General features: G+C 32.5%; 14 protein-coding genes. 13 read left to right on the plus strand and 1 reads right to left on the minus strand.

Annotated features, from left to right (window positions below; translation table 11 throughout):
• Nucleotides 1-156 precede the first annotated feature (156 nt).
• The gene (locus tag HMPREF3134_RS03125) at nt 157-849 is read left to right on the plus strand and encodes a YjjG family noncanonical pyrimidine nucleotidase (protein WP_070440618.1); all 693 of its coding nucleotides are present in this window, start codon (nt 157-159) and stop codon (nt 847-849) included.
• An 83-nt stretch (nt 850-932) separates the two neighbouring features.
• Here HMPREF3134_RS03125 and HMPREF3134_RS03130 read toward each other — a convergent pair whose 3' ends face one another.
• Entirely contained in the window at nt 933-1,376 is a 444-nt protein-coding gene (locus HMPREF3134_RS03130) for an N-acetyltransferase (protein ID WP_070440621.1), read from the minus strand.
• 190 nt (nt 1,377-1,566) lie between these two features.
• Between HMPREF3134_RS03130 and bshC the strand changes: the two genes are divergently transcribed.
• From bshC to HMPREF3134_RS03190, 12 genes are all read left to right on the plus strand, one after another.
• A complete protein-coding gene (gene bshC, locus HMPREF3134_RS03135) occupies nt 1,567-3,180 on the plus strand; it encodes a bacillithiol biosynthesis cysteine-adding enzyme BshC (RefSeq protein WP_070440624.1) in 1,614 nt (537 codons plus the stop codon).
• 140 nt (nt 3,181-3,320) lie between these two features.
• On the plus strand, nt 3,321-3,752 hold the full coding sequence (mraZ, locus tag HMPREF3134_RS03140) for a division/cell wall cluster transcriptional repressor MraZ (protein WP_011276022.1): 432 nt from the start codon (nt 3,321-3,323) through the stop codon (nt 3,750-3,752).
• A gap of 14 nt (nt 3,753-3,766) precedes the next feature.
• On the plus strand, nt 3,767-4,702 hold the full coding sequence (gene rsmH, locus HMPREF3134_RS03145) for a 16S rRNA (cytosine(1402)-N(4))-methyltransferase RsmH (protein ID WP_070440627.1): 936 nt from the start codon (nt 3,767-3,769) through the stop codon (nt 4,700-4,702).
• Nucleotides 4,703-4,715: 13 nt separating this feature from the next.
• Nucleotides 4,716-5,117, plus strand: coding sequence for a cell division protein FtsL (ftsL, locus tag HMPREF3134_RS03150; RefSeq protein WP_016930703.1), 402 nt, complete (start codon nt 4,716-4,718; stop codon nt 5,115-5,117).
• The gene (locus HMPREF3134_RS03155) at nt 5,098-7,407 is read left to right on the plus strand and encodes a penicillin-binding protein (RefSeq protein WP_070440630.1); all 2,310 of its coding nucleotides are present in this window, start codon (nt 5,098-5,100) and stop codon (nt 7,405-7,407) included. The genes ftsL and HMPREF3134_RS03155 overlap by 20 nt, the downstream gene beginning before the upstream one ends.
• Before the next feature lie 293 nt (nt 7,408-7,700).
• Nucleotides 7,701-8,666 carry a phospho-N-acetylmuramoyl-pentapeptide-transferase gene (gene mraY, locus HMPREF3134_RS03160; protein WP_011276018.1) on the plus strand — a complete coding sequence of 322 codons (966 nt, stop codon included), beginning with the start codon at nt 7,701-7,703 and terminating at the stop codon, nt 8,664-8,666.
• A gap of 1 nt (nt 8,667) precedes the next feature.
• Nucleotides 8,668-10,017, plus strand: coding sequence for a UDP-N-acetylmuramoyl-L-alanine--D-glutamate ligase (gene murD / locus HMPREF3134_RS03165; RefSeq protein WP_070440632.1), 1,350 nt, complete (start codon nt 8,668-8,670; stop codon nt 10,015-10,017).
• A 15-nt stretch (nt 10,018-10,032) separates the two neighbouring features.
• A complete protein-coding gene (locus tag HMPREF3134_RS03170) occupies nt 10,033-11,361 on the plus strand; it encodes a cell division protein FtsQ/DivIB (RefSeq protein ID WP_070440635.1) in 1,329 nt (442 codons plus the stop codon).
• Nucleotides 11,362-11,464: 103 nt separating this feature from the next.
• The gene (gene ftsA, locus HMPREF3134_RS03175; RefSeq protein ID WP_070440638.1) at nt 11,465-12,898 is read left to right on the plus strand and encodes a cell division protein FtsA; all 1,434 of its coding nucleotides are present in this window, start codon (nt 11,465-11,467) and stop codon (nt 12,896-12,898) included.
• A 29-nt stretch (nt 12,899-12,927) separates the two neighbouring features.
• Nucleotides 12,928-14,109: a cell division protein FtsZ gene (gene ftsZ, locus HMPREF3134_RS03180; RefSeq protein ID WP_070440641.1), complete on the plus strand. Its 1,182-nt coding sequence runs from the start codon at nt 12,928-12,930 to the stop codon at nt 14,107-14,109.
• Between the two features lie 232 nt (nt 14,110-14,341).
• On the plus strand, nt 14,342-15,133 hold the full coding sequence (pgeF, locus tag HMPREF3134_RS03185; RefSeq protein WP_053024658.1) for a peptidoglycan editing factor PgeF: 792 nt from the start codon (nt 14,342-14,344) through the stop codon (nt 15,131-15,133).
• Nucleotides 15,134-15,231: 98 nt separating this feature from the next.
• Complete coding sequence (locus tag HMPREF3134_RS03190) at nt 15,232-15,900, plus strand: YggS family pyridoxal phosphate-dependent enzyme (protein ID WP_070440644.1); 669 nt, start codon at nt 15,232-15,234, stop codon at nt 15,898-15,900.
• Nucleotides 15,901-15,906: the final 6 nt, after the last annotated feature.

Below are 15,906 nucleotides of genomic sequence, written 5' to 3' on the forward strand. Positions count from 1 at the left end.
TCGTAGAAAACGGAATCAGTGTTTTAGGTAAAATTTTCGGCTTCTAATTTGAAATTTTAATTATCATGGACCAGGGCAAGCGCTCTGGTCTTTTTTAATTTATAAATATATTTCTGTTAAAATAGATTTTAGAAAATAAACGTTAAGGATGAAAATATGAAATATAATACAATATTATTAGACTTCGATGATACATTAGTTGATTTTTATGATGCTGAAGATAAAGCTTTTCACAATATGGCCAAACATTATCATCATTACCCAACAGCAGAAGACTTTCAATTTTTTAAACAAATTAATCAGGCACATTGGGAGGCTTTTCAAAAGAATAAACTAACTAAAGAAGAAGTTCTTTCACACAGATTCATTGAATATTTTAATCATTATGGGATTGAAGTGGATGGTAAACAAGCAGATGTTACTTTTAGGGATGAATTAGCTAAAGCACCCATTAAGCATTTTGATTCCACTCTAGAAACGATAGATCGATTAGCTCAAAACAATGAGCTTTATATTGTTACTAATGGTGTTACAGATACTCAAAAAAGACGTATCGCACAATTACAATTTAAAGACACATTTGATGATGTATTTATATCAGAGGAAACGGGTTATCAAAAGCCAATGATTGAGTTTTTTGATTATGTGTTTGAAAAAATTGGTGAGGACAAACGAAAATCTACCATTATTGTTGGTGATTCATTAACTTCAGATGTATTAGGTGGAAAAAATGCGGGAATAGCTACATGCTGGTTTAATGTAAGAAATAAAAAGAATAATTCTGATATAAATCCAGATTACGAAATTAAATCATTGAGTGAATTAGTTGATTTAATTGAAAATGAGTAAAAACATTTTATGCAAAAAAGTTGGAGTGGTAAAGATTCTGATAGAACTTTTATCACTCCGTAGTTTTTCCATATTATAATTAATTATTTAGGAGACCATACGAGTACATCATGACCTTCAGGATTTTTAGCGTGTACATCCTCAAAATCTTGATTCATTAAAAAATCTTTAGAATTTTGACGTGCAATGGCTTTGATAGGCATATGATAAGATTTTGCATAATCAATGAGTGACTGACCATACCCTTTATTTTTATAGTTATTTAAAACTTCTAATTTCCAAAGTAGTAAATAATCATCGAATTCTGGAAAGTAAATTTCCTCAACGTCACCCTTTTTTAGTAAAGCCATTCGGGCAACAAGGTTTTCACCGTGAAAGATGCCATAGAATGGTGATTCAGAACTGGCATCGATCATTTGGCCTTGTAGTTCTTCAACCATGTATAAATCTTTGTTACCGAATTCTCTAAAAGCCTCAAACAATTCGTCTGTTTTATAATTAATTTCAAGATGTTTTACTTCACTCATTTGCGTTATCCCCCTTATTTCTTTTGTTATATTATAACTTAAATAATATGTAAATTTCATTCAATTGTATTTTCAGGACGAAAGGGTAAATTTCACTTCAAAAATTATAAATTTTTAAGCCGTTAAATTGTCATATAATGCTATAATCTTTATACTATATGAGTAATAGCTATGTTGAAGGAGTATAGATATGGATTGTCGAGTAACTCATTTTAAAGAAAAAGATTCATTTATTTCAAAATTAAAAGAAAGTGATAAAAGTTTATTAGAATTTTATCAATATAACCCAGTTGAGACAGCTAGTTTCACGACTAGAATGAAACGTGCTAATAATGGTAGAGAAAAACAATTAGCACAAATCATTAAAGACTATATGGCGGATTTGAAATTAACTACTTCTCAGCTAGAGCATATTGAGGCGCTTGAACAAGGAGCTAAAGTAGTTATTGGAGGTCAACAATCAGGATTGTTTGGGGGACCTTTATACACTTTCCATAAAATTCTTTCGATAGTAACGTTAAGTAGTCAACTAACTAAAGAATACGGTGAAACGGTTGTTCCTGTGTTTTGGATTGCTGGAGAGGATCATGATTTTGATGAAGTGAATCATACGTATGTTTATAATGTGAAAGAGGCGCAATTAAAGAAAGTGAAGTACCATACAATGACGCCTCCAGAAACAAATATTTCAAGATATACTCCTGATAAGGAAGCTATGCTTAATGCATTAAATCTTTTCTTCGAAGAATTAAAAGAAACTAAACATTCTAAACCCTTATATAGATTATGCGTGGATATTATTAATGAGTTTGATACTTGGACTGATATATTTAAGGCTTTATTGCATACGGTCTTTAAAGAACACGGTGTGCTACTCATCGATGCACAGAACGATAAGCTTAGACAACTTGAAAAACCATTACTCAAAGAAATAGTAAATAATCATTCTAAAATTAATCAAGTATTCAGACAAACACAAGAGCAAACCATTGCATCGGGATTAACACAAATGATACAGACAGATACTAATGTACATTTGTTCCTTCATGAGGATGGTATGCGTCAATTAATATCAAAAGAAGATAATCATTTTAAATTAAGTAAATCTGATATTACCTACTCTGAAGATGAATTAATTGAATTAATAGAGACAGAGCCGGAGCGTTTCTCAAACAACGTCGTTACGAGACCAGTCATGGAAGAATGGCTATTTAATACAGTAGCATTCATAGGTGGTCCAAGTGAAATTAAATATTGGGCAGAACTAAATAATGTATTCAAATTACTTAATGTAGAAATGCCAATAGTTCTTCCACGTATGAAGATGACATATATGATGGAAAGAACACAAAAACTACTTAAACAATATAGCCTTAATGTTGAAAAAGTTATTCAAGATGGTATCGATGATGACAAAAATGAATTTGTACGTGAAAAAGCTTCCGATATGTTTATACAACAAGTAGAAGAATTGAAAGCAAAACATGAAAATGTGTATCAACAATTATTAAATGAAGTTAAGGAAAATCAAGATAATTACAATTTAGTAATTAAAAATGAAGAAATTCATAATAAACAATTTGATTATTTACTGAAACGCTATTTGTTAAATATTGAACGTGAGAATGATATTAGTATGAGACAATTTAGAGAATTGGATTTAGTATTACATCCTCACCACGGATTACAAGAAAGAATCTGGAATCCACTACAAATTATGAATGATTTTGGGATTGATGTGTTTAGTCCCTCCACTTTCCCACCACTTGAATACACATTTGATCAAATCATCATTAAACCTTAATAAATCAAGCTTTAAACCTATTTTATCGAAATGATAAAATAGGTTTTTTTGTATAAAAAAAGAATTTTAAGATATTTTACAGAATTAGTGGAGGATAGTGGGGATATGTGGTAAATTATAAATAAGGTGAGGTGATAATAATGTTCATGGGAGAATACGAACATCAACTTGATGCTAAAGGACGTATGATAATTCCATCTAAGTTTAGATATGACTTAAACGAACGTTTTATTATCACGCGAGGCCTTGATAAATGTTTATTCGGTTACACACTTGAAGAGTGGCAACAAATAGAAGAAAAAATGAAAACCTTACCTATGACAAAGAAAGACGCACGTAAGTTTATGCGTATGTTCTTCTCAGGTGCCATCGAAGTGGAATTGGATAAGCAAGGGCGTATTAACATTCCTCAAAATTTGAGAAAGTACGCTAGTTTAACTAAAGAATGTACAGTAATAGGTGTTTCAAATCGAATTGAAATTTGGGATAGAGAAACTTGGAATGATTTTTATGATGAATCTGAAGAGAGTTTCGAAGATATTGCTGAAGATTTAATAGATTTTGATTTTTAATGGAGGAATAAGTCGTGTTTCATCATATTAGCGTCATGCTTAACGAAACAATTGATTATTTAGACATCAAAGAAGATGGTATTTATGTAGACTGTACGCTTGGTGGCGCGGGTCATGCACTCTATTTATTAAATCAATTAAACGATGACGGTAGATTAATTGCGATTGATCAAGACACTACAGCATTAGATAATGCTAAAGAGGTATTGAAAGATCATCTACATAAAGTCACGTTCGTACATAGTAACTTTAGAGAATTAACTGACATTTTAAAAAACTTAAACATTGAAAAGGTAGACGGAATTTATTATGACTTAGGCGTTTCTAGCCCACAGTTGGATGTTCCAGAGCGAGGATTTAGTTATCATCATGATGCTAAACTTGATATGAGAATGGATCAAACGCAGCAACTTAGCGCATACGAAGTAGTCAATCAATGGCCATATGAAGCACTTGTTAAGATTTTTTATCGCTATGGTGAAGAGAAATTTTCTAAACAAATAGCGAGACGAATTGAAGCACATCGTGAACATCAGCCTATCGAAACTACATTAGAGCTAGTTGACATCATTAAAGAAGGCATTCCTGCTAAAGCTCGAAGAAAAGGTGGTCATCCTGCAAAACGTGTATTTCAAGCTATACGTATTGCCGTTAATGACGAATTATCTGCATTCGAAGATTCGATTGAGCAGGCAATCGAGCTTGTAAAAATTGGAGGCAGAATTTCAGTAATCACTTTCCACTCTTTAGAAGACAGATTATGCAAACAAATGTTTCAAGAGTATGAAAAGGGTCCTGATGTGCCTAGAGGGTTACCAATTATTCCTGAAGCTTACACACCTAAACTCAAGAGAGTAAATCGCAAACCAATTACCGCAACGGATACAGATTTGGATGAAAATAACAGAGCGCGCAGTGCTAAATTACGTGTTGCAGAAATTTTAAAATAAGGAGTAATTGACGATGGCTGTAGAAGAAATATATGAACCATATGAAGACGTCCAGCACAATAGTATACCGAAACAACAACCTCAATCGGAACCACAAACAAGAACAGTTACTAAGAAGGTTGTAGTTCAACTCACAAGATTTGAGAAATACTTATACATAACACTTGTTACTGCAATTGCAGTTATTGCTATTTATATGCTATCTTTAAAAATGGATGCGTATGATACGAATGGAAAGATTGCAGATTTAGACTCCAAAATTGAACAACAATCAAGTGAAAATAGCGCAATTCAATCTGAAATTAAAAAAAGTTCTTCTTACCAACGCATATACGACAAGGCTAAAGCACAAGGTATGAGCCTAAATAACGACAATGTAAAGGTAGTGCGTACAAATGGCGAAGCGAAAAATTAGAAAAAATAAATTAGGAGCAGTCCTCCTTGTTGGTATATTCGGACTGCTCTTTTTTATATTGGTTTTAAGATATTCATATATTATGATCACAGGGCATTCTGATGGACAAGATTTAGTAATGCGAGCGAATGAAAAATATTTAGTTCAAAACAATGAACAAGCTGAACGAGGCAAGATTTATGATAGAAATGGTAAAATTCTTGCCGAAGATGTCGAAAGATATAAAGTTGTAGCGGTAGTCGATAAGAGCGCAGGTAAAAGTGGAGACAAACCTCGCTATGTAGAGGATAAAAAGAAGACAGCTAAAGAACTTTCTAAAATTATAGACATGAAACCGGAAGAAATTGAAAAACGACTTAATCAGAAAAAAGCATTCCAAGTGGAATTTGGTCAAAAAGGAACTAATTTAACTTATCAAGATAAACAGAAACTGGAAAAAATGGACTTACCAGGTATTACATTATATCCAGAAACTGAACGTTTTTATCCAAATGGTAATTTTGCGTCTCACTTAATAGGAATGGCACAAAAAAATCCAGATACAGGCGAATTAAAAGGTGCACTTGGTGTTGAAAAAATCTTTGATAGTTATTTAAGTGGAACTAAAGGTGCATTATCTTATATACAAGATATTTGGGGATATATTGCTCCAAATACTAAAAATGAAAAATCACCTAAACGTGGTGATGATGTCCATTTAACAATTGATTCAAATATACAAGTATTCGTTGAGGAAGCATTGGATGATATGGTTAAGAGATATCAACCAAAAGATTTATTTGCTGTTGTCATGGATGCTAAAACAGGTGAAATCTTAGCATTCAGTCAACGTCCTACGTTTAATCCTGAGACAGGTGAAGATTTCGGGAAAAAATGGGCGAATGATTTATATCAAAATACGTATGAACCAGGTTCTACTTTTAAATCATTTGGTTTAGCGGCAGCTATACAGGAAGGTAAGTTTGATCCTAAGAAAAAATATGAGTCTGGACATCGGGATATCATGGGTTCTAGAATCTCCGACTGGAATAAAACTGGTTGGGGCGAAATTCCAATGTCATTAGGCTTTACTTATTCTTCAAATACACTGATGATGCACTTACAAGACTTAGTAGGTGCTGACAAAATGAAATCATGGTACGAAAGATTTGGTTTTAGCAAACCAACTGGTGGTCTGTTTGATGGTGAAGCAGAGGGTAATATTGCTTGGTCGAATGAATTACAACAAAAAACGTCAGCATTCGGGCAATCTACAACTGTTACGCCGGTACAAATGATTCAGGCGCAATCTGCTTTCTTTAATAAAGGGAATATGCTTAAACCATGGTTTGTGGATAGTATTAAAAATCCAATTTCCCAAAAGACATTATATCAAGGCAAAAAAGAAATTGCTGGCAAACCAATTACTGCTTCTACCGCAAGTAAAGTGGAAACAGAATTAGATAAAGTAGTTAATAGTAAGAAGAGTCATGCGATGAATTATAGAGTAGATGGTTATGATATTGAAGGTAAGACAGGTACTGCCCAAGTGGCGGATGAAAAGAACGGCGGATATGTTAAGGGTGAAAATCCATACTTTGTAAGTTTCATTGGTGATGCGCCTAAGAAAAATCCCAAAGTTATTGTTTATGCCGGTATGAGCTTAGCTCAAAAGAATGATCAAGAAGCTTATGAAATGGGTGTAAGTAAGGCTTTCAAACCAATTATGGAAAATACACTTAAATATTTAAATGTAGGTTCTAAAAAAGATGAAACTAAATCTGCACAATATTCAAAAGTACCAAATGTAACTGGACAATCTACTGATAAAGCAAAAGAAAGTTTGAAATCTGAAGATTTACAAGCAACCGTTATTGGTAATGGAGATTACGTCAAATCTCAATCAATTAAAACCAATAAAAAATTATTGCCTAATAGTAAGGTGCTCTTGTTAACTGATGGTGATATTACAATGCCAAATATGAAAGGTTGGACAAAAGATGATGTACTTGCCTTTCAAGAATTAACTGGCATTAACGTTACAACTAAAGGTAGTGGCTATGTAACAAAACAATCGGTTAACAATGGAACCACATTAAAAGACAATAGTAAGGTTGAAATTGAATTATCTCCAGAAGATCCTGACGATACATCGACGAATACAAATGACAATGAGACAGCATCAAATGACTCTTCTAATAAAGATAAAGCTAGTTCTTCAGAGGATAAGGGAAAAAACAATAAGAATGATACTTCGAGCTCTTCTGAACAAGAACAACAGACAAACAATAGTAAAGATTCTAACGATTGATTATAATTTGACTTGAAAAAGTATATGATAAGTTATGAGAATTGAATGAACGTCTAAAAGTTGTGACAAGCATATTGAGCATAGGTTACAAAATAGAATTTTAGTAGCAAATATAAGTGAGGGGGGTGGTTATATCATTCCCTTCTCAGCTCGTGTTACTTCAAAGGGCGTCATACGATTTCATACAAATTTTAAATGAATTTACTTTAAAATATTGATAAAATGAACGAGATATTATCAATTAATAAACTCAGAAGACAAAACTAAAAATTAAATATATAAAGGAGACAATTATGCTTTTTATACTTGCGGTTATCGCACTATTAATTACTTTTATCTTAGTACCTATTTTAATTCCAACGCTTAAGCGAATGAAATTTGGACAAAGCATTCGTGAAGAAGGTCCACAAAGCCATATGAAAAAAACAGGCACACCGACAATGGGTGGTTTGACTTTTCTAATTAGTATTATCATTACCTCAATTATTGCAATTTTCTTTGTAGATAATTCAAATCCAATCATTTTATTATTATTTGTGACAATTGGTTTTGGCTTAATAGGTTTTATTGATGATTACATCATCGTAGTTAAGAAAAACAACCAAGGTTTAACAAGTAAGCAGAAATTTTTAGCACAAATTGCAATTGCAGTAGTATTCTTTTTACTAAGTGATGTCTTCCATCTTGTAGAATTTTCAACTAATCTAAACATACCTTTTACAAATATTAGTATTCCATTATCTTTTGCATATGTGATTTTTATTGTTTTTTGGCAAGTTGGGTTCTCAAATGCTGTGAATTTAACAGATGGTTTAGATGGCTTAGCAACAGGATTATCAATCATTGGTTTTACAATGTATGCCATTATGAGCTTTGTTTTAGATTCACCAGCAATTGGAGCATTTTGTATTATAATGATTTTTGCATTATTAGGATTTCTACCGTATAACCTCAATCCCGCAAAGGTATTTATGGGAGACACTGGTAGCTTGGCTTTAGGTGGAATTTTCGCAACAATTTCAATTATGTTAAATCAAGAATTATCATTGTTACTAATCGGGCTAGTATTTGTAATTGAAACTGCTTCAGTTATGTTACAAGTAGCTTCATATAAACTTACAAAAAAACGTATCTTTAAGATGAGCCCGATCCATCATCACTTTGAATTAAGTGGTTGGGGAGAATGGAAAGTAGTGACAGTGTTCTGGACAGCAGGTTTAATTTCAGGATTAATCGGATTATGGATAGGAGTGCATTAGCATGCTCAATTATACAGGATTAGAAAATAAAGATGTTCTTGTAGTAGGACTAGCCAAAAGCGGATATGAAGCAGCTAAGTTATTAATCAAATTAGGTGCCAATGTGACTGTAAATGATGGTAAAGACTTGTCACAAGATCCTCATGCCAAGGATTTAGAGGCGCTAGGAGTTAAAATAGTTGATGGTGGACATCCTTTATCACTATTAGATAATGAGCCAATTATAGTAAAAAATCCTGGTATTCCTTATACAGTTTCTATAATTCAAGAAGCATATCAGCGACATTTAAAAATATTAACTGAAGTAGAATTAAGTTATTTAATATCAGAAGCACCGATTATAGCTGTAACTGGAACTAATGGTAAAACAACTACGACTTCTTTAATTGGCGATATGTTTAAGAAAAGTAGATTGACTGGTAGACTCTCTGGAAATATAGGCTATGTAGCATCTAAAGTAGCACAAGAAACATCACCTAATGAATATCTAATAACTGAATTATCTTCATTCCAATTATTAGGTGTAGAGCAATATCGTCCGCATATTGCGATTATCACAAATATATATTCTGCTCATCTAGATTATCACGAAACGCTTGAAAACTATCAAAACGCCAAGAAACAGATTTACAAAAATCAAACAGAAAATGATTACCTAATATGTAATTATCATCAAAGACATTTAATTGAGTCTGAAAATTTGAAAGCTAAAACATTATATTTCTCTACTCAACAAGAAGTAGACGGTATATATATTAAAGATGGGTTTATTGTTTACAAAGGAATAAGAATTATTAATATAGATGATTTAGTATTACCTGGGGAACATAATTTAGAAAATATTCTAGCTGCAGTGTTAGCTTCAATCTTAGCTGGTGTACCAATAAAAGCAATTATAGATAGTTTAACAACATTTTCTGGTATAGACCACAGATTACAATATATAGGTACAAATCGCACTAACAAGTATTACAATGACTCTAAAGCTACAAACACACTTGCTACACAATTTGCATTAAATTCATTCAAGCAACCAATCGTTTGGTTATGTGGTGGTTTAGATCGTGGTAATGATTTCGATGAATTAATACCTTATATGAACAATGTACGTGTCATGGTTGTTTTTGGTCAAACTCAAGAAAAATTTGCAAAGCTTGGCAATAGTCAAGGTAAGTTAGTGGTGAAAGCTACTGATATTGAAGACGCTGTTAAAAAGGTACAAGATGTAGTCGAACCGAATGACGTTGTCTTACTATCACCTGCATGTGCAAGTTGGGATCAATATAAAACATTTGAAGAACGTGGAGAAAGATTTATAGAAAGTTTCCGTGCCCACTTACCATCTTATTAAAGGTTGTGAAATCAAGTGAAAGATAAACGACGTAAAGATAATAAGGTGAGCTCGATTCAAAGTCTTATTGAAAAAAGAAATCGAGAATTAAACAATGAAGAACACCTTTCAAATCAAGATGCTAATCATAAGGATAAGAATAAAATTTCCACAGATGACGCTCAATTGTATAAAATTAATAAACTTAATGAGACTTCTAAACAACAAGATCAAAATCAATCAATAGATGAAGATAACTTTAATAATCAATCCAATGAATCCGAACAATTGGAACAAAATGAAGCAATTGAACAATTTAACGAAACATCTGATGAAAATGCTCAAAGCGTTGAAAGTACCAAAACGAATGATAGTCACAGACTCTCCACTAATTCTAGTGAAAACACATATAAGCTATCTATTAGAGATAGAGTTAAAGAGTTCAATGACAATCGTAAAAGAAAAAAACGTGCCAAGAGTACACAATTTGATCATTTATCACCACAAGAGAGAAAAGAACAATTAAGAATTCAGCGAAGGAAGCGTCAAAAAAGAATTCAGTACATTATCATTACATTTTTAGTATTATTAATAATTTTATTTTTACTCTACATGTTTACACCACTAAGTAGAATTTCTAATATTAAAATTAGTGGAAATAACAATGTGAGTAACAGTCAAGTTGAAAAAGCTTTGGATGTGAAAGGTAATTCAAGAATGTATACCTATAGTAAACGTAAAGGTGTTCAAAATCTGAAGAAGAATGATTTAATAAAAGACGTAAAAATTAAAAAGCAATTACCGAATACGTTAAAAGTGCAAATAACTGAAAATCAAGTTGTAGGTGTTGTTAAAGAAAAGAATAAATATGTGCCAATTATAGAAGGAAATCAAGAATTGAAAAACTTTGATGGTAATATTGCCGGAAGTGGACCTATTTTAGAAGAATTTAAAGGTGAAGAAAAAAGCAACATGATTAAATCTTTATCTAAGATGTCTCCAGACATTAGAGATATGATTTCAGAAATTAAGTACGCACCTAAGCAAAATAGCCAAAATAGAATTCTTTTATATATGCAAGATGATATGCAAGTAGTTGGCAACATAAAAACGATTGCTAATAAAATTAAATATTATCCTCAAATGTCACAATCTTTATCAAAAGACGACTCTGGTAACTTGAAAACCCAAGGTTATATAGATTTATCTGTAGGTGCATCATTTATACCGTATAATGAAAACAGTAGCGGAGATTCAAAATCCGATCAAAATGTTCGTCAAAAATCACAACAAGAAACTGATGCAAAAGATGAGTTACAAAGCGCTTTAAATAAAATTAACGAACAATCAGATTCAAATAATTAAAAAATTTCGATATTAATATGTGTTTATAGTTCACAAGCCTTACGACGTATTGTAAACTAAACATAGTGTATTTTAATAGTAATTTGTCAGGAGGTGCCTATCTATGGAGGAACATTACTATGTAAGCATAGATATTGGTTCATCAAGTGTAAAAACAATAGTAGGCGAAAAATTTCACAATGGAATAAATGTGATAGGTACAGGACAAACCTACACTAGCGGTATCAAGAACGGATTAATTGATGATTTCGACATTGCTAAACAAGCAGTTAAAGATACAATTAAAAAAGCTTCTATCGCATCAGGTGTAGACATTAAAGAAGTTTTCTTAAAATTACCTATCATAGGTACTGAAGTATATGATGAAGCAAATGAAATTGATTTTTATGAAGATACTGAAATAAACGGCACACACATTGAAGAAGTGCTAGAAGGTATTCGTCAAAAAAATGATGTAGCGGATACTGATGTAATTGATGTATTCCCTATTCGTTTTATTGTGGATGGGGATAATGAAGTATCAGACCCTAAAGAATTGATTGCTAGACACTCATTAAGAGTTGAAGCAGGAGTTATTGCAATTCATAAATCTATCTTAATCAACATGATTAAATGTGTAGAATCATGTGGCGTAGATGTTTTAGATGTTTATTCAGATGCTTATAATTATGGATCAATTCTTACAGCTACTGAAAAAGAATTAGGAGCATGTGTAATAGATATTGGTGAAGATTTAACTCAAATTGCCTTTTATGAGCGTGGAGAATTAGTAGACGCTGATTCAATTGAATTAGCGGGACGCGATATTACAGATGATATTGCTGAAGAACTAAATACTACATATGAAACGGCTGAAAAGATTAAACATCAATATGGTCATGCTTATGCTAATTCTGCATCAGATCAAGATGTATTTAGTGTAGATCAAGTAGACAGTGATGAATTAGTTGAATATACTCAAAAAGATTTAAGTGCTGTAATTGAGAGAACAATGCAAGATATCTTTGATGAGGTGTTTGATGTATTAGTTGACTTAGGGTTAACTAGAGTGAACGGTGGTTTCATTGTAACTGGCGGTTCTTCAAACTTATTAGGAGTTAAAGAATTACTTAATACGATGGTAAATGAAAAGATTAGAGTTCATACACCGTCACAAATGGGTATCAGAAAGCCAGAATTCACATCAGCTATTTCTACTATATCTAGTAGCATCACTTTTGATGAGTTGCTCGATTATGTTACAATGAGTTATCAAGATAATGATGAGTTTGAAGAAGAAGTTATTGAAGATAACGAGAGAGAACATACTTCTAAATCAGGTGGATTTGACTGGTTTAAACGTAAGTCAAATAGACATGAAGATACTTATGAAGAAGACTACAACGAACCACATGAAAGAACAGATAAAGTAGACGACTATGATAAGTATGATAGCAATGAAAGTCATCGCGATACGACAGAACATTATGATGATCAAGAGCAACCTCAAAAAGAAGAGGGCAAATTAAAAAAACTTATGAAATCTTTATTTGAATGATGGGCCAAAAAGACTAGGAGGAAATATAAATGTTAGAATTTGAACAAGGATTTAATCATTTAGCGACATTAAAAGTCATCGGTGTAGGTGGCGGTGGTAACAACGCTGTTAACCGTATGATTGACCATGGCATGAACAATGTAGAATTTATTGCAATTAATACAGACGGACAAGCTTTAAACTTATCTAAAGCAGAATCTAAAATCCAAATTGGTGAGAAATTAACACGCGGACTTGGTGCTGGTGCAAATCCAGAAATTGGTAAAAAAGCAGCTGAAGAGTCACGTGAACAAATTGAAGATGCAATCCAAGGTGCAGATATGGTATTCGTAACTGCTGGTATGGGTGGCGGCACTGGTACAGGTGCTGCACCAGTAGTAGCTAAGATTGCTAAAGAAATGGGAGCATTAACTGTTGGTGTAGTTACACGTCCATTCGGTTTTGAAGGACGTAAACGTTCAACTCAAGCAGCAGCTGGTGTTGAATCTATGAAAGCAGCAGTTGATACACTAATTGTTATCCCTAACGATCGCTTATTAGATATCGTTGATAAATCAACTCCAATGATGGAAGCATTTAAAGAAGCAGATAATGTATTACGTCAAGGTGTTCAAGGTATCTCTGACTTAATCGCTGTATCAGGTGAAGTAAACTTAGACTTTGCTGACGTTAAAACAATTATGTCTAACCAAGGTTCTGCTTTAATGGGTATTGGTGTCTCTTCTGGAGAGAACAGAGCAGTTGAAGCAGCTAAAAAAGCAATTTCATCACCATTACTTGAAACTTCAATCGTTGGTGCTCAAGGTGTGTTAATGAACATCACTGGTGGGGAATCACTTTCATTATTTGAAGCTCAAGAAGCGGCTGACATCGTGCAAGATGCTGCAGATGAAGATGTAAATATGATTTTTGGTACAGTTATCAATCCTGAACTACAAGATGAAATTGTAGTAACTGTAATTGCTACTGGTTTTGAAGATAAACCAACTTCACAAGGACGTAAAGCTTCAAGTACTGGTTTCGGAACAAGTGCAACTTCAAGCACTTCAACACAAGCAAGTACGCCAAGAGAAGAATCATTCTCACAAAGCTCATCAAGCTCTCGTTCTTCTGAAAGTGTATCAGAAAGAAATCATACTACTAAAGATGACGATATTCCTAGCTTTATCAGAAATAGAGAAGAAAGACGTTCTAGAAGAACTAGACGTTAATTGAAAATAAGTTTTGTCTATATTTCGTTGTATGGTTAAGTGTATATATCGTCTTAATCATTCCTATATTGGGAGTAGAACGGCGAATTCACTTGTGGATTCATGTTCGCTCCCTTTTTATTTACTTTCAAGCAAAGTGAAGATTGTTATATAATATATCTATATTCAATTTTAGAGTAAGCTTTTTAGAAATCGACAAAAATAAAACTTTTAATTAAGGTGGTTTGATCTCGTGTCAGAGAAATTTGTAAAGTATCCCCATCACTTGAAATATGAATCTCAAGACTTGAAGTATGTCAAATTAGGATTTACTACAAGAGAAGGTGGCTATAGTCTATATCCAGAATCATCATTCAATATGGCAAGATATGTGGATGATAATCCTGAAAATATTACTAAACACCAAGAAATGTTGGCGGACGCGATTGGGTTTGAAAGAGCACAATGGGTATTTCCAATTCAAACTCATGAAAATCGAGTAATGGAAATTTCGCAAAGTCATCGTGGAACTAACATCGATACATTAACAGATGATATGTATGGTATTGATGGGATTTATACATATGAACCTGATACGTTATTAACGATGTGCTACGCTGATTGTGTACCAGTTTATTTCTATAGTGAAAAACATCACTATGTAGGATTAGCACATGCTGGCTGGCGAGGTACATATGGTCAAATTGTTAGTGAAATGTTAAAGCAAATTGATTTTGATTATAATGATTTAAAGATTGTAATTGGACCATCTACATCAACTACATATGAAATTAATGATGATATTAAAGCGAAGTTTGAAACATTACCGATTAATGTAAAAGATTATATTGAAACTCGTGGAGAGAATCGACATGGTATTGATTTAAAACGTGCTAATGCACTATTACTTAATCATTATGGTGTACCATTCGACAATATATATATAACTGATTATGCTACATCAGAGGATTTATCCCTTTTCTTTTCATATCGAGTTGAAAAAGGTCAAACAGGTAGAATGTTGGCTTTTATAGGCCAAAAATAATCTCATTAGATTAGTTATATAAATAATAAATATTTAAATACATATGTATTTATTAGTGATAACTAAACTTAACAAATGGTGAAGAGGTTGAGTAGAAAATGGATGTAAAACAAAATTTAAGAAATATTGAAAGTGAAATACAATCACACTTTAAAAATAGTGAAGCGTCTACCTTGCCAAACGTGATTGCAGTAACAAAATATGTTACAATAGACCGTGCTAAAGAAGCTTATGATGCTGGACTTAGACATTTTGGTGAAAATAGATTAGAAGGCTTTTTAGAGAAGAAATCTGCTTTGCCTAACGATGTTACTATGCACTTTATAGGTTCTTTACAATCTAGAAAAGTAAAAGAAGTCATAAACGAAATTGATTACCTACATGCACTAGATAGACTTAGTTTAGCTAAGGAAATTAATAAAAGAGCGGATCATGAGATTGCCTGCTTCATACAAGTCAATGTCTCAGGAGAAGAATCTAAACATGGTATTGCTTTGAATGAAGTTAATCACTTTATAGAACAAATTGAACAATATGATAAAATAAAAATTGTCGGATTAATGACAATGGCACCTTATACAGAAGACACTACATATATTCGACAGTTATTTAAACAATTACGAGTAAAACGAGATGAAATCAAAAACCTTAATTTAGATTATGCACCGTGTAACTATTTATCTATGGGAATGAGTAATGATTATGCAATTGCTGTAGAAGAAGGTGCTTCATTTATAAGAATTGGGAGTAAACTTGTAGGAGAATAGGAGTGA

This window comes from Staphylococcus sp. HMSC14D10 (assembly GCF_001808125.1).
Taxonomy (GTDB): domain Bacteria; phylum Bacillota; class Bacilli; order Staphylococcales; family Staphylococcaceae; genus Staphylococcus; species Staphylococcus haemolyticus.

Excerpts from the sequence above, each read along its gene's own strand:
- murD (WP_070440632.1), top strand. The coding sequence starts at position 8,668 with ATGCTCAATTATACAGGATTAGAAAATAAAGATGTTCTTGTAGTAGGA.
- HMPREF3134_RS03155 (WP_070440630.1), top strand. The coding sequence starts at position 5,098 with ATGGCGAAGCGAAAAATTAGAAAAAATAAATTAGGAGCAGTCCTCCTT.
- HMPREF3134_RS03125 (WP_070440618.1), top strand. The coding sequence starts at position 157 with ATGAAATATAATACAATATTATTAGACTTCGATGATACATTAGTTGAT.
- HMPREF3134_RS03190 (WP_070440644.1), top strand. The coding sequence starts at position 15,232 with ATGGATGTAAAACAAAATTTAAGAAATATTGAAAGTGAAATACAATCA.
- ftsA (WP_070440638.1), top strand. The coding sequence starts at position 11,465 with ATGGAGGAACATTACTATGTAAGCATAGATATTGGTTCATCAAGTGTA.
- bshC (WP_070440624.1), top strand. The coding sequence starts at position 1,567 with ATGGATTGTCGAGTAACTCATTTTAAAGAAAAAGATTCATTTATTTCA.
- mraZ (WP_011276022.1), top strand. The coding sequence starts at position 3,321 with ATGTTCATGGGAGAATACGAACATCAACTTGATGCTAAAGGACGTATG.
- mraY (WP_011276018.1), top strand. The coding sequence starts at position 7,701 with ATGCTTTTTATACTTGCGGTTATCGCACTATTAATTACTTTTATCTTA.
- ftsZ (WP_070440641.1), top strand. The coding sequence starts at position 12,928 with ATGTTAGAATTTGAACAAGGATTTAATCATTTAGCGACATTAAAAGTC.
- ftsL (WP_016930703.1), top strand. The coding sequence starts at position 4,716 with ATGGCTGTAGAAGAAATATATGAACCATATGAAGACGTCCAGCACAAT.
- HMPREF3134_RS03130 (WP_070440621.1), bottom strand. The coding sequence starts at position 1,376 with ATGAGTGAAGTAAAACATCTTGAAATTAATTATAAAACAGACGAATTG.